The following is an 18,014-nucleotide window of genomic DNA, read 5'->3' on the forward strand; positions in this document are numbered from 1 at the left end:
GGCTAAAATACCGCGATGTACGACGCCGTGACTCGCCCAACCCCTCCCGCCGACGCCACCGCCTGGCCGCGCCGCATCACCCAGGCCGTCAAGATCGGCAGCGTGATCGTGGGCGGCGGCCACCCGGTGGTCGTCCAGTCGATGACCAATACCGACACCGCCGACATCGCCGGCAGCGTCAAGCAGGTGGCCGACCTGTGGCGCGCGGGCTCGGAAATGGTGCGCCTGACCGTCAACAACGCCGAGTCGGCCGCGGCCATTCCGCGCATCGTCGACAAGCTGCGCATGATGGGAATCGAGGTGCCGTTGATCGGCGACTTCCACTACAACGGCCATCAGCTGCTCGCCGCCGAACCGGCCTGCGCCGAAGCCCTGGCCAAGTACCGGATTAATCCGGGCAATGTCGGCTTCGGCAAGAAGAAGGATCTGCAGTTCGCGCAGCTGATCGAGTTCGCAATCAGGTACGACAAGCCGGTGCGCATCGGCGCCAATTGGGGCTCGCTGGACCAGTCGCTGGCCGCGCAGCTGATGGACGAGAACTCGCAGCGCGACACGCCCTGGGATGCCGGGCGCGTGCTGCGCGAGGCGCTGATCCGTTCGGCGGTGGATTCGGCCGAGCGCGCGGTGGAACTGGGTCTGGCGCGCGAGCGCATCATCCTGTCGGCCAAGGTGTCCGGTGTGCAGGAGCTGATCGCGGTGTATCGCGACATGGCGAGCCGCTGCGACTTTGCGCTGCATCTGGGCCTGACCGAGGCCGGCATCGGCAGCAAGGGCATCGTGGCCTCGGCTGCGGCGCTGAGCGTGCTGCTGCAGGAGGGCATCGGCGACACCATCCGCATCTCGCTGACGCCGGAACCGGGCCAGTCGCGCACCCAGGAAGTGATCGTCGCGCAGGAACTGCTGCAGACCACCGGCCAGCGCGCCTTCACGCCAATGGTCACGGCCTGCCCGGGCTGCGGCCGCACCACCTCCGAGTTCTTCCAGGAACTGGCCGGCGTGGTGCAGAACCACGTGCGCGCCAAGATGCCGGAGTGGAAGATCAGCAACCCCGGCGCGGAAAACATGACCCTGGCGGTGATGGGCTGCGTGGTCAATGGGCCGGGCGAATCGCGCCACGCCAATATCGGCATCTCGTTGCCGGGCACCGGCGAGGCGCCGTCGGCACCGGTGTTCATCGATGGCGAAAAAAGCGTCACCTTGCGTGGCGAAAACATCGCCTACGAGTTCATCGATCTGATCGATCAGTACGTCGAACGTACCTATGTCCGCCGCGCCGGCTGAATCGCCGGCCGGTTTCAGGGGGTGGCTGCGCAGCAATGCGTGGCGCATGGCGTTGCTGTTTGCCGGCGTACTGCTGCCGCTGGGGTTGTTCGTCGACCTGGCCGACGAAGTCCACGAACTGGAAAATTTCTACTTCGACGAGCCCTTGCTGTGGAGCATGCGCAGCATCGCCACGCCGGGCCTGGATGCGTTTTTCGGGGTGGTTTCCAAGATCGGATACCAATACGGCGTGATCCCGGCCGATATCGTCATCGTGCTGGTCTTGCTGATGTTGCGGCGCTGGCGCGAGGGGACCTTTGCCGCACTCGGCTTTGGTGGCTCGGCCTTGTTGAACATGGGCGCCAAGCAGGTCTTCGAGCGCGACCGCCCGAGCCTGTGGGAATCGATCGCCCCGGAAAGCACCTTCAGCTTTCCCAGCGGGCATGCGATGGGCTCGATGACGCTCGTCGCGGTGGTCATCGCGCTGGCCTGGAACACGCGCTGGCGCTGGCCGGTGACCATCGCCGCCAGCCTGTTCGCAATGCTGGTCGGCGTGTCGCGAATCTACCTGGGCGTGCATTACCCCTCCGACATCCTGGGCGGCTGGTCGGCTGCGCTGGTGTGGGTGGTCGGGCTGTATCTGGTGATGTTTCGCGGCGCACGGCGACCGCATTGGCGTCGCCATCTCACTCCGGCCTGAGGTCACGGCCGCGCCGACGTCGAACGGGGTCTGCGCAAGCGCGGTTGCCAGGAGTGGCGGACACAGGTGCCGCCTTTGACTCAGCAACGACTTGCCCGCTCCCGGCGGCGCAATTGCAGCCCGATCACGCTGCCGATCAGGGCCAGCAGAATCATGTCATAGGCCGGCTGCAGCAACGTCGGTGTCATCAACGACACTACCAGCACCCAGGCTGACACCATCCAGGTCAGCCACAACGACAGCGCCACACTGCGTGGATGATCGCGCAGCACCAGCTTGAGCGGCGTTTCGCGCGCGACAGCCCGCGTCGCCATCAGCTCGGCGAACACCGGCGTTTCGTGCAGCCAACGCCGCAAATACACGGAACGCAGGCAGAAGATGCCGCCGGCCAGGAACGGCAGACGCCAGGCATGGTCGGCGATTTCCTGCGGCGTGAAGGCGCGATTGATCGCCCCGGCGCTGAGCGAACCGAGCAACACGCCGGCAGCCAGGCCGGCGGTCAGGGTTCCGCAAGCCGGTCCCCTGCGCTGCGCAGGCACGTGTTCTGCGACGAAGACCCACGCACTGGGGACTTCGCCGGCACAGGCGCGTTGGCTGCGCCTTCGCTGCCGATCAGTCGTGCACACTTGCGTGCGCGGCCGCTTCGGCATGCAGTGCGGTGGTGTCGAACAACGGCAGCTGCGCATCGCCGCTGTCCACCAGCAGCGAAATCTCGGTGCAGCCCAGGATGATCGCTTGCGCACCATCCTGGCCGAGGTCGGCCATGACCTGGCGGAAATAGCCGCGCGACTCCGGCCGGATGATGCCCTGGCAGAGTTCGTCGTAGATCACCCGATGCAGTTGCACGCGTGCATCCGCCGGCGGTACCAGCACCTGCAGGCCGCGCGCAGCCAGGCGCGCGCGATAGAACGGCTGTTCCATGGTGAAACGCGTGCCGAGCAGCCCGACCCGGGTGAGGCCCGCGGCAATCAACGCATCGGCGGTGGCATCGGCGATATGCAGCAACGGCAGCGGCGTTGCGGAAGTGATCGCATCGGCAACGCAATGCATGGTGTTGGTGCACAGCACCAGGAAGTCGGCGCCGCCGGCATGCAGCGAGCGCGCCGCTGCCGCCATCGCCTGGCCTGCGCCGTCCCAGTCGCCGGCGTGTTGCAGGCGCTCGATCTCATGGAAATCGACGCTGTACAGCAACAGCTTGGCCGAGTGCAGGCCGCCGCAGGCCTGGCGCACCCGCTGGTTGATGATGCGGTAGTAGGGCAGGGAGGATTCCCAGCTCATGCCGCCGATCAGGCCGATGGTTTTGCTTGGAACCGGCATGCGACCTCACCTTGGAGCAGTCAACGAAAGTGCGTATCGTCCAGTCGATGCCTGGGCTGCGCGGACAGCGCAGTGTACGTCGGTATCGTCGCCCCACCATCTCCTGCGCCGGTGAGGCTGCCTGCGGACGATCGATCATTCGCCCGGTTTTGCGCCTTCCACCGGGGCATGCGTGGCGGCGCGACGTGCCAGCACGCTTTCGCGATGGGCGATATAGACGTTGGCGCAGATGATGATGGCCGCACCGATCAGTGTATGGCGTTCGATCGCCTCGCCGAACAGCCACCAGCCCAGCAGCGCCACCAGCGGCAGCTGCATGAAGCTGATCGGCTGCAGTGCGGAAACCTCGCCCAGCTTGAGCGCGCGTGTCCAGAACAACTGCCCGGCGGTGCCGAAGATGCCAGTGGCCACCAGCCACAGCCAGGCGATGCCCTGCGGCCAGGCCCACTGAAACAGCGCCGGAATTAGCGACATCGGCACCCAGAACACATAGGTATAGAACACCACGGTGTCCGAGTCGTCGCTACGCGAGAGCTGCTTGATCTGGATCGCCACGACGGCGCTGATCACCGCTGCCAGCAGCGCAATCAGCAGGCCGGGCGTGAATGTGGACGAGCCCGGCCGAAGGATCACCAGCACGCCGACAAAGCCTGCCGCCACTGCCAGCCAACGGCGCATGCGCACCTGTTCGTGCAGCCATACCACGGCCAGCACGGTGACGAACAACGGGGTGGAATACGACAGCGAGATCGCCTGCGACAACGGCAGATGGCCGATCGCCCAGAACCCGCACAGCATCGAGGCCAGGCCGATCAGGGTGCGTGCCAGGTACTGCGGCAATTGCCGCGTGCGTGGCAGCGCCTTGCCGGGGCGCAGGATCAGCGGCAACAACGCTAACAGCCCGAACGCATTGCGAAAGAACGCGATCTCGGTGGTGGCGATCGTGCCCGACGCCAGCCGGATGCAGATGGCCATCAGGCCGAAGGCGAAGGTACTGGTGAGCATCCACAGCGCAGCACGTCGTGATGCCTGCTGCGCTGTCACCAATGCGCTCCGATGATGCGCGGCTCCGGCTCCAGGATCACCGAGTAACGCTCGCGTACCGATTCGGCAACGCGCCGCGCAAAGTCCAGCAGCTGCGCGCCGCTGGCGGTGCCGTAATTGACCAGCACCAGCGCATGGTCCGGCGACACCCCGGCATCGCCCTCGCGCCGGCCTTTCCAGCCGCACTGCTCGATCAACCAGGCCGCCGACAACTTGCCCTGGCCGGGTTGTTCGCCGGCATACACCGGCATATCGGCAAAGGTGGCCTGCAGTGCGGCAATCTGCTCGCTGGGCAGCAACGGATTCTTGAAGAAGCTGCCTGCATTGCCGAGCACATCCGGGTCCGGCAGTTTGCGCCGACGGATGTTGATCACTGCCTGCGCCACATCGGCGGCGCCGGCTAGTTCGGCGCCCATGCTGGCCAGTTCCTCGCGGATGCCTGCATAGTCCAGCCGCAATTCGTGCAGCAGCGGCAGATTAAATTCCACCGCGACGATCAGATAACGCTCCGGCTGCCGCTTGAACACGCTGTCGCGATAGGCGAACGCGCACTCGGCCGCGGTCAGCCGCACAAACTGCTGTGCGTGCAGATCGAAGGCGTCCACCACGTGGATAAAGTCGCCCACCTGCGCGCCGTACGCGCCGATGTTCTGGATCGGGCAGGCCCCGACCGTGCCGGGAATCAAGGCCAGATTCTCCAACCCCGACAAGCCTTGCTGCAGCGAGTACAGCACCAACGCATGCCAGTTGACGCCGGCACCGGCGCGCACGATGGCATGGTCGGCGTGGTGCGCAATGATGGCGATGTCGCGGTTTTCGAAACACAGCACGCAGCCTTGCGGGTCGCCGGCCAGCAGCACGTTGCTGCCGCTGCCCAACACCAGCAGCGGTTGCCCGGCGATTTCCGGCGTTGCCAGCGCCTGCGGCAACGCATCGGGTGCGTGGATGCCCAGCAACCAGCGCGCCGTGGCCTCCACATGAAAGGTATTGAGCGCGCGCAGTGGCGCGTGTTCGCTCAAGCGCCAGCCGGCCTGCGCTGCCTCGCTCATAGCGGCGACACCGCACCGCCGCTGGGCGCTTCGCGGCGGCGACGGATCGCCGCCACGCATTCGCCGATCAGCGGGGGCCCGCGATAGACCAGGCCGCTGTAGCACTGCACCAGGGTCGCGCCGGCCGCCATCTTGGCTACCGCGTCCGCACCGGAGTTGATGCCGCCCACGCCGATCAACGGAATCGACTCGGGCAGGCGTGCGCGCAGGCGGCGCAGCACCAGCGTGGATTGCCCCAGCAGCGGCGCGCCCGACAGGCCGCCGGCCTCGGCAGCTAGCGGATGGTTGGCGATCAGGGTGCGGGTCACCGTGGTGTTGGTGGCGATCACGCCATCCACCGCCAGGTCGGCCAGCACGCGCGCGGCCGCATCGATGTCGCGGTCGTTGAGGTCCGGCGCCACCTTCACCAGCATCGGCACGCGCTTGCCGTGTTGCGCGGCCAGGGTTTCCTGGGTGTCGCGCAGATCGGCGATCAGCCGACGCAGCGCCTGTTCTTCCTGCAGTTCGCGCAAGCCGGCGGTGTTGGGCGAAGAAATATTGACGGTGATGTAGTCTGCCAGCGGGTACACGCGCTCCATGCAATAGCGGTAGTCGCTGGTCGCTTCCTCGTTGGGCGTGTCCTTGTTCTTGCCGATGTTGATGCCGAGCAGGCCGCCGCGACGACGCGCGCGTTGCACGTTGGCCACCAGCACATCCACGCCCAGGTTGTTGAAGCCCATGCGATTGATCACCGCTTGATACTCCGGCAAGCGGAACATGCGCGGCTTGGGGTTGCCCTCCTGCGGCCGTGGCGTCACCGTGCCGATCTCGACAAAACCAAAGCCCAGCGCAAGCAGCGCATCGATGTGCTCGCCGTTCTTGTCCAGGCCGGCACCGAGCCCGACCGGATTGGGAAACATCAAACCGAAGGCCGGCGTCGGCAGCGGCGCCGGACGCTTGGCCAGCAGCGGCATGGTGCCGGTGCGGTAGGCGGCATCGATGGAGCGCAATGCCAGCGCATGGGCGCGCTCGGCGTCGAGGGAAAACAGCAATGGGCGGGCAAGCGAATACATGCGGGTCAGTTCAATCCCCCGGCGAAGACCCGGGTCTGGTATTGGAAGTCGATCAGCCCGTCGCGCGCATGCGCATCGAACAGCGTGCGCAGCGCGGAGAGCATCGGGGCATGGCGTGGGTCGTGCGCAAGCGGCGCATAGGACGACGACAATAGCCGGCCACGCAAGGCATCGAAATCCAGCCGCTGCACATTCGGAAAGCGTGCCATCGCGCGAAAGCCCTCAGCGAACCACGCCTGCATGGTGGCATCGTCCTGATAGCGCTCGGCCACGGCCGAATAGTCGGTGCCGTAGTCCAGCAGCAGTTGCTCGTAACCGCGCAGGAAGTCGGTGGTGTCCAGCTCGCGGCTGTTCCAGTAGATCACCGCCAGCCCGCCCGGCTGCAGGATGCGTGCCCACTCCGCGCGCACGGCCTGCATGTCGAACCAGTGGAAGGCCTGCGCCGCCGACACCAATCCGACGCTGGCATCGGCCAGACCGGTGGCCTCGGCGGTGCCGTCGACCGCCCGGAACCTGGGGAACTCCGCCAGCCACTGCTGCGCGGCTTCGCGCATGGCCGGGTTGGGTTCCACCGCTGTGACCGGATAACCGGCCTCCAGAAACAGCCGGCTGGAGATGCCGGTGCCGGCACCGATATCGGCCACCGCGGTGGCCGGCGTCACGCCCAGCGCTTCGTGTAGCCAGCGCAGCAGTTGCGGCGGATAGCTCGGCCGGTAGCGCACATAGGCCGCGACGCGGTCGTTGAAGCGCTGGGCGGAGGAGGGCGCGGCCATGCTCAACTGTTGGCGGCCGCAAGCCAGGCCAGGCCGCCGAAGAACAGAATGAAGATCGCCACCCCTGCCACCCACAGCGCAACCGCCAGCCAGCCAAGAATCAGCCCGCCGATGGCCAGACCGTCGCCGTCCAGCCCCTGCGGATTGCGGCGGATTTCGCCACGCGCCAGATGGCCGGTGATGATGGCGCAGAGACTGCCGAGGAACGGAATCAGCGTCCAGCCGAGGATGCCCGAGACCAGGCTGACGATGGCCATGGCGCTGGTCTGTCGAACGACGACGTTCATCATGAACTCCTGAAGTGGCGGCAGCCGACGGCTGGCGTGGGCCGATTATCCCAGAGCCGCCGCCCGAATGGCGTGCCGTCTGCGGGCAGACGCGGTGCGTGGCCTGTTTTGACGGGAATGGGCGAGGCTGCGTGTCTGGCCACCCGGCCGAGCGCTCGATGAAAATGTCGGGCGCCGAGGCAAGGCGCAGCCGCGCGGTTCACGCCCACGACCAGGGCATCGGCACCAGGCCGCTGGGGATTGTGGAAGCCGGGCGCGGGCGCAGCGCAACAGCCGTGGTCCGGCATGCTCGCGACAGCGCGCCGGCTCAACGCCCGGCGCGCCTGCACGTCGATCAGAGATCGAACTTGATGCCCTGCGCCAGCGGCAGCGAGTCGGAGTAGTTGATCGTGTTGGTCTGGCGACGCATGTAGACCTTCCATGCATCCGAGCCGGATTCGCGGCCACCGCCGGTTTCCTTTTCGCCACCGAATGCGCCGCCGATCTCCGCACCGGAGGTGCCGATGTTGACGTTGGCGATACCGCAGTCGCTGCCGGCGGCCGACAGGAACTTCTCGGCCGCCTTCAGGTTCTGGGTGAAGATCGACGACGACAGGCCCTGCGGCACACCGTTCTGCAGCTCGATCGCCTCGTCCAGCGTGCTGTACTTCATCACGTACAGGATCGGCGCGAAGGTCTCGTGCTGCACCACCGCGTCGCTGTTCTGCAGCCCGGTGACGATGGCCGGCAGCACGAAGTTGCCCGGGCGGTCGATCGCGGTGCCGCCCACTTCGACCGTGCCGCCGGCGGCCTCGGCCTTGGCGATCGAGGCCAGGAACTGCTCCACCGCGCCCTGGCTGTTGAGCGGGCCCATCAGGTTTGCCGGGTCGGTCGGGTCGCCGATCTTGCTGTCGAGCTGCTTGTACGCCTTGACCAGCGTGGCCAGCACGTTGTCGTAGATCGAGGCGTGCACGATCAGGCGGCGGGTGGTGGTGCAGCGCTGCCCGGCGGTGCCCACCGCGCCGAACACGATGCCCGGGATGGCCAGCTTCAGGTCGGCGGTGTCGTCCAGGATGATGGCGTTGTTGCCGCCCAGCTCCAGCAGGCAACGGCCCAGGCGGTGCGCGACCTTTTCCGCAACCACGCGGCCGATCTGGGTCGAGCCGGTGAAGCTGATCAGCGGGATGCGGGTGTCTTCCACCAGTTTCTGCGACAGCGCCGTGCCGGCATCGTTGATCAGGAAGAAGATGTCCGGGAAGCCAGCGTCCTTCAATGCCGCATTGCAGATCTTCATCGTCGCGATCGCGGTCAGCGGGGTCTTGTTGGACGGCTTCCAGATGCAGATATCGCCGCAGATCGCCGCCAGGAACGCATTCCATGCCCACACCGCCACCGGGAAGTTGAACGCGCTGATGATGCCGACCAGGCCCAGCGGCTGGTACTGCTCGTACATGCGGTGGCCCGGCCGCTCCGAGTGCATGGTGTAGCCGTACAGCATGCGGCTCTGGCCGACCGCAAAGTCGGCGATGTCGATCATCTCCTGCACCTCGCCATCGCCCTCGGGCTTGCTCTTGCCCATTTCCAGCGCCACCAGCGAGCCCAGCGCATCCTTGTGCGCACGCAGCGCCTCGCCACACAGGCGAACGGCTTCGCCACGGCGCGGCGCCGGCGTGGTCCGCCAAACCTTGAAGGCAGCCTGCGCGCGCTGGACGATCAGCTCGTAGTCTTCCGGCGTGGTCGCCTGCACCTCGGCGATTACCGCGTTGGTGGTCGGATTCAGCGGCTGCAGCACCCCGGCACCGGTGGCCGGCGACCAGGTCGCCTCGCCAAGATAGGTACCGGAATTGGACGTGGCGAGGTCGAGCGCCTTGAGCAGGTCAGCGGACATGGGATCTCCAAAGGTCGGGACGGTCGCGCGGCGGCCAGGGCACCGGCAACACGGTAGCCGCCGATTTTAGCAGGCTCCGCCGCCCGCCCACCGGCTTGGCAATCGCAACGATCGTGCGACAATGCCCACCTTGGCCCCGTAGCTCAGCTGGATAGAGCGTCCCCCTCCTAAGGGGAAGGTCGCCCGTTCGAATCGGGCCGGGGTCACCAGGATCGATTGGAATGGCGCTTGCTTTCGGCGCATTGCTGAGCGAGGTCATCGATTGCCTGAGCGATCATTTGCCCCTTGTGGACCTCATGAGGTCCACATAGATCCGCGTCATTGAGACCAGCATTATCTGGACTGGTGACGTCATCGATCGCGGCGAGGATTCGATGATCGTGAGTCGCCGGTAAAGAATCTGGCGCGTAGCAAGCGAACCGCGCGTTTATGTAGCAGTGCCATCCAAGGGACCTAGGGACGCTGGACATCGAGCGGCTGCAGCCGGATGGCAACGTCGCCTGCCTGGCGAGTGGCTGCGTGATCGAGGAGCACCGCAATGCTGTTCGCCGAGCACGGTCATGCTGGCAGCCTCTTACGAGATTTATCTAGTCGTATCTGTAGTCCATAAGCCCGACTCAGCCATGCCGCACCACCCGCACCCCCACCGGCCGTGCAAACTTATCCATCGCCACCGATGAAATACGGCTATGACGCAGCAGGCTACCAAGCTGCTCGGGGACACCCAGGCGTTGATCGACTTCCGGTTCGAGCACGGTGCGGCGGCGTTTGCGCTGGTCGGCCTTGGCGAAGCGGATGCGGTTGTACTCGGCCCAGCCGACGGTGGTGATGGCGCTCATCAGTGCGATCACCGGCAGGGCGCCCAGCGCGAACGGGTCCAGCGCGTTGTGCTTGAGGTACAGCTCCATGTAGGCGCTGCGCAGGCCGAAGAACCAGGCGATGAGCGTTGCCAGTGGTGCCCACAGATAGAAGTAAACCATCCAGGCGCCGACGGTGGCGGCGCCGTAGGCGAGCCGGCGCGACCGGCCGAGGCGTTGCGGCAGGTTGATGATGGGCGGTGTCATTGGATTCCTCGGTCGGGGCTTTTCCAGCGGGCGCGTTTGCTGCGACGCGCGAGCAGGGCACGTGGGAAGGCGATGACGGCGGTGAGCATGCCGATCATCCAGAAGGCGACCGGATACCAGATCACCCAGAAGAACTGGCGCGCCAGGCCTTTTTCGTAGCGGCGTTCGATCACCAGGCTGGTGGCGAACTGCATCAGGCACACCACCGCCAGCACCAACCCATGCCAGCGCGGCAGGATGGTATCGACGTACAGCGCAGGCGGCAGCGCGATGACCTTGCCGAGCAGCCACAGCACGATGATGAAGAGCATCGTGTAGGCCCAGGCCAGGCTGAGCGCGTATTCCAGCAGCACGCCCCACATGCGTCGGCTGCGCCATGACAGCACGCGGCGGCCATGGCTCAGCAACACTTCCACACCGCCGCGCGCCCAGCGCAGGCGCTGCATCCACAGGCCGCGGAAGGTTTCCGGCATCAGGATCCAGCACAGCGCGTTGGGTTCGTAGCGGATATCCCAGTCGTCGAGCTGCAGCCGCCAGGAGATGTCGATGTCTTCGGTGACCATGTTGTCGGACCAGAAGCCGACGCCGTGCAGTGCCGAGCGCCGGAACGCACAGATCACCCCGGAGACCGTGAAAAGGCGTCCGTAGACGCGCTGCGCACGCTTGATCAGTCCGACGATGGCGGAAAATTCGCCCACCTGCATGCGGCCCATCAGCGTGGTGCGATTCCGCACGCGCGGGTTGCCGGTGACGCCGCCGACCTGCGGCCCGGAAATCAAGTGGCCGACCATCCAGCGGGTGGCATTCGGGTCCAGGATGGCGTCGGCGTCCACGCACACCAGATAGTCCGAGCGCGACGCCAGCGTGCCGACACGCAGCGCGTTGGCCTTGCCGTGGTTCTGCTCCAGATGCACCACGCGCAGGCGCGGATGCTGATGGGTGAGGTCGTCGAGCGCTTCGGCGGTGTTGTCGTTGCTGCCATCGTTGATGGCGATGATCTCGAAATCCGGATAGTTCTGCGCGCTCATTGCGGCGATGGTTTCGCCGACGTGTTTGGCCTCGTTGTAGCAGGGCACCAGCAACGACACGAACGGCTCGCTGGCCAGCGGCGGCGGCGACGAGGGACCGGGCCTGCCGCGTTCGCGTCGCAGGTAGTAGTACGTGCCTCCGATCATCCAGAAGAACGCCATGATGATGGGATAGAAAAACGCGAAGTTGAACAGAGCGCCCAACAGGAGGCTGGTCGTCATCGGTTACCGCTCGATATATGGGAATTGCCGAGCCGACATGGCCTCGCGCGCTTCGGGAAGAGACGGGTGGCCGCCGATGAAGTCGTCGGGGTAGTACGCCAGGTGGCGCACGCCCGCAGCCAGGAGCAACTTGCTGTGTTCGAGCAGGACGCCTTCCGGCAAGGGTTTGCCGGTGCGCCAGTCCACGGTCTGCAGTTCGAAAATGGTGTTCTCGAAACCATGCGGTTGCTGGCCGACACGCTGCGCCAATTGCTGCAGCCAGTGCTGCGGGTCGTTTGCCTGCTCCATGTACGGCATCGCCATCAGCGCGGTGTAGTCGTAGGCCGAGGAAAAGGCGTCCAGGCGCTGCGCGAACCAGGCTTCGCTGTGCGGCTGCAGCACTGGCTGCGCGAACAGGTTGCGCACGGTCACCAGCTTGGGGCGCCAGCGTTCGGCGGCTGCCTTCAGCTCCTGGGTGAAGCCGATCAGCTGCTGCGTGCGCCTGGTCGGATCGCCATTGCCGTAGGCAGGCACTTCGTCGTCGCGCAGGTAGGCATCGTCGTGAAACAACAGGCCTTCGAAGTAGGTGTTGGCGGCCAGGTCTTCATAGATGTCGGCGACCAGCTGATGCGTGCGCGGGTTGCCCGGATCCAGGCGTGGCACATCCTTCGGGTCCTTGCCGCGAATCTGCAGCGCGGCCTGCTGCCGTGCATCTGGCAGATGGAAGCCCTGCACCGGTAGCCAGGCAAATACGCGCACGCCTGCACGGGTGCGCAGCTGCCAGGCCACACGCCCGAACAGATCCGCGCGCATCGGCAGATGCCGGTTGGGGAAGTACAGCGCATCGGCTGCGCCATCGCCATCCGGGTCGGCGAAGGCCTGCAGGAACACATGGCTGGGGCCGATGTCTTTGACGCGCTGGACCAGGATGTCGAGGTTGCGCTCCAGCTGCGCCGGATCCGGATCGTAGACATAATCCAGATCGATCTGGATCGCACGCAGACCATCGCGCGACAGATCGCGTCGCAGTTCGTCGGCCAGGTCGCGCACATCGGGGTTGTTGAACAGCAACAGGCGACCCAGGCTGGCCAGCGATTGTCCGTCCACACGGTCGCGGCCCTGCTGGCCGATATCGGCTTCATGCGAACGACCTTCCAGGTCGAAGCTGAGCGTCATGCCCAGTTGCGCGGCAATGGCGTTGCTGGCGCGGTTGTAGGCGGCATACGGCCAGACCATGGCGCGCGGCGGTTTGCCCAGATGCGCCACGATCGCGTCGCGGCTATGGCGCAGATCGGTCTGAATGCGCTGGCGATAATCCGCCTCGCTTTCATAGCCCTTGCCCGCCTCCCAACGACGGGTGACCGCGGCCGGCGTCTGATTGCCGAACGGGTTGCCGGCGATACCCTTGTGCAGGTCATCGCTGTGCGAGCCGATTTCGATCAGGCCGCTGCCTTGCATTTCGCGCAGCTGCGCCCAGGTGACGAAATCATCGTGGGTGAAATCGCGATGGCCGTAGGGCACCACCTGGCCGGCGGGCAATTCGACCCAGCTGGTGACGGGGGCGACCAACGCGGGATAGCCGTAGGCCTGCAATAGCGGGAACACACGCGTGTAGACGCTGCGCAAGCCGTCGTCGAAGGTCAGCAACACCGGCCTGGAGGGCAGGGCGCGTTCGCCGGCACGTGCATCCAGGACCTGCTGCACGCTCACCGGGTGGTAGGCGTGCGAGCGCAGCCAATCCAGATGCGCGGCGAAGTTGCTGGTGGACACCGCATAACGATCGGGATCGCCCTTGGCGGCGACGTCGTCGCGAATATCGTGGTAGCTGAGCACCAGCAGGCCCGCCTGCGCCGACGACGCAAACGTCATCAGCAGCAAGGCGACCAGCAACAGCGGCAGGCGGATCAAGGCGTACCTCCCCATCGGAAATCCAGGTCGAATCCAAGTTGTTGTTCGCGCTGGCCGTCGTAAACCGGGCGCGACCAGCTCACGCCGTAGCTCAGCGCACTGCCGTCGCCCAGCGACCACAGGTGCCGATAGGCCGCGCTGGGCACCCACTGGCTGCCGAAGCCGGACTGATAGGTCGGCCCGATGCTGACCTCCAGCCGTTGCCGGAAGGCGTAGTCGTAGCGACGCCAGCCGATCTGATCGATGCGCACGCCGGCGGCCACCGCGGAGTTGCGGCGCGGATTGAAGTAATTGACGGCGCGGTCGTCTTCGGCGCGCCCGGCCGAAGCGGCGAACAGGCCATCCAGCAGCACATGCGGGCTGGCCCACAGGCGTTGGCTGCCGGACAGATCCAGCTGATCGCGCCGATTGCCGTCGCTGTAGCGCAACTGGCGTGCCTGCAGTTCCCAGCGGCTTTCGTCATTGGGCGTCCAGCGCAGGGCGGCGCCGATGCTGTCGCCGGTGATGCCGAAGCGGCGTGCCTGCAACGAGGCGTCCGGATCGCGCGTGCGCCAGGCCAGGCTGCCGTACCAGGCATCGGAAAACCGCCAGCCGGCATCCAGTGCCCAGGCGGTGCCATCGCGATCGAATTCGTCGAGCGCACGTCCGCCGTAGGCACTGACATCCAGGCGGTCGTAGCGGTAGTGGGTCCCCAGCCAGAAGCTGCGATACTGCACACGTGTGTCCTGGAAATCGGCCCAGTCGTCGCGTGCACGCAATCCCACACGCCAGCGCTGGCCGAGCAGTGGCGATTCGGCTTCCAGCAACGTGCTGCCGAAGTCGTTGCCAAGCGGCGAGGTGCTGTTGGTCAGGGTGTCGTTGTCGCTGCGGCCGCGCGCATGGCTGAGATGCACCTGCCAGCCGCGTTGACGTTCCAGCGAGGCGCCAATCCGTTGCAGGCCGGCGTCATCCGGATATTCCTTGTGCAGCGGCGCAAAGGTCGCATCGGCCAGATCCAGGCGATCCAGATCGCGTTGCGCTTCGACAACGCCACTGCGTGCCTGTTTCTGATGCGGATCCAGCGTCAATGCCATCGCGTTGCGTTGCAGTGCTGTGCTGGGGTGCCCGCGACGGAACTCGATCGAGGCCAGGGCCGCCTGCAGCTCCGCATTGTCGGGGCCGATGGCCACGCGTTCGCGCAACAGGGCGTCTGCGTCGCGATTGTGGTTCGCCGCCGAGCGTGCGGTAGCCAGGGCGATGTCTGCGCTGAAGCGGTCCCAGTTTTCGTAGCCGCTGCTGGCACCGTTGCGACGCGGCCACGGCGCCTGCGTGGCCGCGAGTTTTTCGAACAGCGGCATCGCCAGATCGAAGCGTTCCTGCTCCAGCAAGGCATAGCCCAGCAACAGCTGCGTATTGAAGTCGTCGGGGGTGTGCCGCAGGGCTTGCCGAAGCACGGCTTCGGCCTCGGCCGGGCGACGCAGGCCCATCAGCGAATCGCCGACCGTCGGCAATACATAGGCGGGAACCTCGATACCTTCCGCCTTCAACGCCTGATAGTTGGCCACGACATCGCGATGGCGCTGACGCTGGTTGAGTGCGACCAGGCTGTCCACGCGCAGCCGCGTGGCTTCCCATGTCAGCGTCGGCGGTGAGTCGCGTTCGATGCGGGCGACATTGACCAGGGCCTGATCGGTCTCCGCATAGCGGTGCGCCGCATCGATGGGCTCGGCGCTGGCCCACCCGATCATACGGGCGACGCGATCGTTCTCGATGCGCTCGCGCTCCTGCTGCGAGAACCAGTCCGGGTGCCGCCATACGGCCTCTGCCGCAAGCTGTGCGCTGCCGAGGTCGCTCAGCGTGACCGCACGCATGGCATAGGCGCCGCGATCACGTGGGTTCGCACGCAGTACGCGTTCGTAAATGGCCAAGGCATCTGCATAGCGTTGCTGACCGCGCAATTGCTCAGCCTGCTGCATGGGCGTGTGGGCGATGGAGGCGTCAGCCACCTTGCTCGGCCGCACTTCGCCGCCGTGCGCCTGGGGCACACATGCAGCAATCAATGCGAGGCTGAGCAGGGGAATGACCGCGCCCCCGCGGTCAGGACAGCCGCGACGCACGTGATTGCGGCGATTGGGGGAGGAGGCGGTGCATTAGCGATCCAGGCGTATGACGACAGGCGATACTGCGTATGCCCACGTAAAGCTCACGTCATCACAAATTTAACGCGACCTTCATCGGATCAGTCCGCTGTAAACGTGATTGATGTCACACAAATTATTCCTGGGAATCTGATGAAGCCAGCGGATCGGCTTTCAACTGGGCTGCTGGCCGCTGAGGTCTGGGCAGGCGGACACCACCCAACACGTACGAGCGACGGCAGAAGCGTGGCAAGTGGAAGTGGCAGTCAGATATGCATCCAAAGTCATTGCTCCATTGACCTCTGTTAGCGACACGTTGACGGACGTTCGCGGGAAGAGACGGAGACGGAATACTGCAGCGAGTCCGGGGACCAGATTTTTTTGCCCACTTTTTAAGTGATATTCATCACATAATTGAAATGGGTCGGGTTTTTCTTACAGGGTGGCCCCTACATGGCGCGTTGACCGGTTCTTCACGTTCCATCACAGTTGCGCCGCATTCGTTGTGCCCAAGGATTGTGTCGCCGTCTTGGTGGCCAGGCACAGCGGTGTGAGCGACGGCGCGCCAAGGCGCGGCCCGCCGCACAGGGGGCAGGACAGATGTGGATGCGTTCGGCGCCAACGGCGCTGGTGGCTTGCCTATGGGCTGTCGCCGGGCTGGCGGCTGCACAACAGACGGCACCGACAACGCTGGATCGGCAGGAGCAATTGCGCCAGGCCGAGGAGATTCAGCGGCGTCAGGAACAGGAGCGACAGGCACCCTTCGCCGGCCCGCGCGAGGATGCCGAGCGCGTGGACGCCCGCAGCACCGTGCTGCCCAAGGAGGAACTGTGTTTCCCGATCGCCCGCGTGCATCTGTCCGGTGCAGGGAACGATGGTGCACGCTTTGCGTGGTTGTGGATGTCGCTGCGTCGTTATGAGGGCCGCTGCATCGGTCGCGCGGGTATCGACATCATCCGCCGTCGCGCCCTGGACCAACTGGTCGCGCGCGGCCTGGTCACCACCCGCATCGGCGTGCCCGAACAGGATCTTTCGCGCGGCGAACTGCGTTTCGAACTGATGCCCGGCCGCGTGCGCGCGGTGCGCGTAGTCTCCGACACCGGCGGCGAACACTGGAAGAGCGCGCTGCCGCTACGGCACGGCGACCTGCTGGACCTGCGTGCGATCGAGCAGGCAGTAGAGCAGTTCAAGCGACTGCCATCGCAGGACGCCAAGATCGACATCGCGCCGGGCGAGGCACCGGGCGAATCGGATCTGGTCATCACCTTGCAGCATGGTCGGCGTTGGCGTGGCGTGGCCAATGCCGACGACTCGGGCGTGGAGGCTACCGGGCGCGTGCAGAGCGGGCTGGATTTCTCGCTGGACAACCCGTTGGGCCTCAACGATCTGCTCAGCGTCGGCTACAGCCATGACCTGGCCACGCGCGACGAAGAGCGCGGCACGCGCGGCAACAGTCTCAGTTACAACCTGCCATGGGGCTGGTGGACGTTTGCGTTGTCGGCCTCGTCGTACCGCTACCACCAGCGCGTGGACGGATTCTTGCAGACCTTCCAGTCCAGCGGCGAATCCAGCAACGCGCAGCTGGATATCCAGCGCGTCTTGCATCGCAATGGCACCAGCAAGACCTCGGCCGGTGTCACGGTTGGCCGGCGGCGTGCGCGCAGCTATCTGGATGGCGTGGAGATCGGCATCCAGCGTCGCGATACCAGCAGCGCGGAGTTCTACTTCACCCATCGCCGCTATCTGGGGACGATGCAGTTGGACGTGCGTATCGCGCATCGGCGTGGCACGCCGTGGTTCAACAGCCAGTGGACCGGTTACGACCCGCAGATCGGGTTCCCGACATTCCGTTATGGCGTGACCACGCTGGACGTGAGCACCGCCATGCCGTTCAAGCTGGGACCGGTGCCGATGGCCTGGGAAAGCAGCCTGCGTGCGCAAACCGCAGGCGAGCTGTTGCTTGGCTCGGAGTTCGTCACTATCGGGGGCCGCTACAGCGTGCGCGGTTTCGATGGCGAAGCGACCTTGGGCGCGGAAAAAGGCGCGTACTGGCGCAACACCTTGAGTTTTCCGATCCAGCAGATCGGGCTGACGCCGTACCTGGGCCTGGATGCCGGCCGCATCGATGGCACCAGTGCCAGCGGGCTGCGCGGCCGCAGCCTGGTGGGCGGCGCGGTGGGTCTGCGCGGCGGTTGGTTCGGTGCCAGCATCGATGCGTTTGCAGGCTGGGCGATCCATCGCCCGGACGGATTTGGAAGTGCGCAGCCGGCGTATGGCGCGCGTGTGATCTACCAGTTCTGACATGGATCGCGCCGCCAGCCGGCAGCGCGCTGTTGATTGATGACGC

At 65.8% G+C, this 18,014-nt stretch carries 14 protein-coding genes, 1 tRNA gene and 1 pseudogene; 4 read left to right on the top strand and 12 right to left on the bottom strand.

Annotated elements, in window-relative coordinates:
• Positions 1 to 15 precede the first annotated feature (15 nt).
• Entirely contained in the window at positions 16 to 1,281 is a 1,266-nt protein-coding gene (gene ispG, locus FHT08_RS16770; protein WP_166775860.1) for a flavodoxin-dependent (E)-4-hydroxy-3-methylbut-2-enyl-diphosphate synthase, read from the top strand.
• Positions 1,262 to 1,960 carry a phosphatase PAP2 family protein gene (locus FHT08_RS16775; RefSeq protein ID WP_166775862.1) on the top strand — a complete coding sequence of 233 codons (699 nt, stop codon included), beginning with the start codon at positions 1,262 to 1,264 and terminating at the stop codon, positions 1,958 to 1,960. Before ispG ends, FHT08_RS16775 begins: the two co-directional genes overlap by 20 nt.
• 158 nt (positions 1,961 to 2,118) lie before the next feature.
• Here FHT08_RS16775 and FHT08_RS16780 read toward each other — a convergent pair.
• From FHT08_RS16780 to FHT08_RS16815, 8 genes and pseudogenes are all read right to left on the bottom strand, one after another.
• Positions 2,119 to 2,538, bottom strand: a pseudogene (locus FHT08_RS16780) (MFS transporter); the annotation flags it as partial.
• A gap of 34 nt (positions 2,539 to 2,572) precedes the next feature.
• Positions 2,573 to 3,277, bottom strand: coding sequence for an aspartate/glutamate racemase family protein (locus FHT08_RS16785; RefSeq protein WP_166775864.1), 705 nt, complete (start codon positions 3,275 to 3,277; stop codon positions 2,573 to 2,575).
• A gap of 135 nt (positions 3,278 to 3,412) precedes the next feature.
• Positions 3,413 to 4,324: a DMT family transporter gene (locus FHT08_RS16790; RefSeq protein WP_104607277.1), complete on the bottom strand. Its 912-nt coding sequence runs from the start codon at positions 4,322 to 4,324 to the stop codon at positions 3,413 to 3,415.
• Positions 4,318 to 5,370: a UDP-N-acetylmuramate dehydrogenase gene (gene murB, locus FHT08_RS16795; RefSeq protein ID WP_166775866.1), complete on the bottom strand. Its 1,053-nt coding sequence runs from the start codon at positions 5,368 to 5,370 to the stop codon at positions 4,318 to 4,320. Before murB ends, FHT08_RS16790 begins: the two co-directional genes overlap by 7 nt.
• Positions 5,367 to 6,422, bottom strand: coding sequence for a quinone-dependent dihydroorotate dehydrogenase (locus tag FHT08_RS16800; RefSeq protein WP_166775868.1), 1,056 nt, complete (start codon positions 6,420 to 6,422; stop codon positions 5,367 to 5,369). The genes murB and FHT08_RS16800 overlap by 4 nt, the downstream gene beginning before the upstream one ends.
• Positions 6,423 to 6,427: 5 nt before the next feature.
• A complete protein-coding gene (locus FHT08_RS16805; protein ID WP_166775871.1) occupies positions 6,428 to 7,195 on the bottom strand; it encodes a class I SAM-dependent methyltransferase in 768 nt (255 codons plus the stop codon).
• 2 nt (positions 7,196 to 7,197) lie between these two features.
• Positions 7,198 to 7,482 (bottom strand): DUF4190 domain-containing protein, encoded by a 285-nt coding sequence (locus FHT08_RS16810; RefSeq protein WP_016903110.1) that lies wholly within the window; start codon positions 7,480 to 7,482, stop codon positions 7,198 to 7,200.
• Between the two features lie 334 nt (positions 7,483 to 7,816).
• Positions 7,817 to 9,349, bottom strand: coding sequence for an aldehyde dehydrogenase family protein (locus FHT08_RS16815; RefSeq protein WP_166775873.1), 1,533 nt, complete (start codon positions 9,347 to 9,349; stop codon positions 7,817 to 7,819).
• 132 nt (positions 9,350 to 9,481) lie between these two features.
• On the opposite strand from FHT08_RS16815, the gene FHT08_RS16820 reads away from it, so the two are divergent.
• Positions 9,482 to 9,558 (top strand) — tRNA-Arg (locus FHT08_RS16820).
• Positions 9,559 to 9,966: 408 nt separating this feature from the next.
• Here the strand turns inward: FHT08_RS16820 and pgaD are convergent.
• From pgaD to FHT08_RS16840, 4 genes are read right to left on the bottom strand one after another with little or no spacing between them, the layout of a single operon-like run.
• Positions 9,967 to 10,413: a poly-beta-1,6-N-acetyl-D-glucosamine biosynthesis protein PgaD gene (gene pgaD, locus FHT08_RS16825; RefSeq protein ID WP_166775875.1), complete on the bottom strand. Its 447-nt coding sequence runs from the start codon at positions 10,411 to 10,413 to the stop codon at positions 9,967 to 9,969.
• Positions 10,410 to 11,663, bottom strand: coding sequence for a poly-beta-1,6-N-acetyl-D-glucosamine synthase (pgaC, locus tag FHT08_RS16830; RefSeq protein WP_166775877.1), 1,254 nt, complete (start codon positions 11,661 to 11,663; stop codon positions 10,410 to 10,412). Before pgaC ends, pgaD begins: the two co-directional genes overlap by 4 nt.
• A 3-nt stretch (positions 11,664 to 11,666) precedes the next feature.
• Positions 11,667 to 13,565 carry a poly-beta-1,6-N-acetyl-D-glucosamine N-deacetylase PgaB gene (pgaB, locus tag FHT08_RS16835; protein ID WP_166775879.1) on the bottom strand — a complete coding sequence of 633 codons (1,899 nt, stop codon included), beginning with the start codon at positions 13,563 to 13,565 and terminating at the stop codon, positions 11,667 to 11,669.
• Positions 13,547 to 15,505 (bottom strand): tetratricopeptide repeat protein, encoded by a 1,959-nt coding sequence (locus tag FHT08_RS16840; RefSeq protein ID WP_166775914.1) that lies wholly within the window; start codon positions 15,503 to 15,505, stop codon positions 13,547 to 13,549. The genes pgaB and FHT08_RS16840 overlap by 19 nt, the downstream gene beginning before the upstream one ends.
• A gap of 762 nt (positions 15,506 to 16,267) precedes the next feature.
• Here FHT08_RS16840 and FHT08_RS16845 point away from each other — a divergent pair.
• Positions 16,268 to 17,968, top strand: coding sequence for a ShlB/FhaC/HecB family hemolysin secretion/activation protein (locus FHT08_RS16845; protein WP_166775881.1), 1,701 nt, complete (start codon positions 16,268 to 16,270; stop codon positions 17,966 to 17,968).
• Positions 17,969 to 18,014 lie beyond the last annotated feature (46 nt).

This window comes from Xanthomonas sp. CFBP 8151 (assembly GCF_011761885.1).
Taxonomy (GTDB): domain Bacteria; phylum Pseudomonadota; class Gammaproteobacteria; order Xanthomonadales; family Xanthomonadaceae; genus Xanthomonas; species Xanthomonas arboricola_B.

Coding starts and splice junctions, on each gene's coding strand:
- FHT08_RS16845 (WP_166775881.1), top strand. CDS start 16,268: ATGTGGATGCGTTCGGCGCCAACGGCGCTGGTGGCTTGCCTATGGGCT.
- murB (WP_166775866.1), bottom strand. CDS start 5,370: ATGAGCGAGGCAGCGCAGGCCGGCTGGCGCTTGAGCGAACACGCGCCA.
- FHT08_RS16785 (WP_166775864.1), bottom strand. CDS start 3,277: ATGCCGGTTCCAAGCAAAACCATCGGCCTGATCGGCGGCATGAGCTGG.
- pgaC (WP_166775877.1), bottom strand. CDS start 11,663: ATGACGACCAGCCTCCTGTTGGGCGCTCTGTTCAACTTCGCGTTTTTC.
- pgaB (WP_166775879.1), bottom strand. CDS start 13,565: ATGGGGAGGTACGCCTTGATCCGCCTGCCGCTGTTGCTGGTCGCCTTG.
- ispG (WP_166775860.1), top strand. CDS start 16: ATGTACGACGCCGTGACTCGCCCAACCCCTCCCGCCGACGCCACCGCC.
- FHT08_RS16800 (WP_166775868.1), bottom strand. CDS start 6,422: ATGTATTCGCTTGCCCGCCCATTGCTGTTTTCCCTCGACGCCGAGCGC.
- FHT08_RS16805 (WP_166775871.1), bottom strand. CDS start 7,195: ATGGCCGCGCCCTCCTCCGCCCAGCGCTTCAACGACCGCGTCGCGGCC.
- pgaD (WP_166775875.1), bottom strand. CDS start 10,413: ATGACACCGCCCATCATCAACCTGCCGCAACGCCTCGGCCGGTCGCGC.
- FHT08_RS16840 (WP_166775914.1), bottom strand. CDS start 15,505: ATGCAGCAGGCTGAGCAATTGCGCGGTCAGCAACGCTATGCAGATGCC.
- FHT08_RS16815 (WP_166775873.1), bottom strand. CDS start 9,349: ATGTCCGCTGACCTGCTCAAGGCGCTCGACCTCGCCACGTCCAATTCC.
- FHT08_RS16810 (WP_016903110.1), bottom strand. CDS start 7,482: ATGAACGTCGTCGTTCGACAGACCAGCGCCATGGCCATCGTCAGCCTG.
- FHT08_RS16775 (WP_166775862.1), top strand. CDS start 1,262: ATGTCCGCCGCGCCGGCTGAATCGCCGGCCGGTTTCAGGGGGTGGCTG.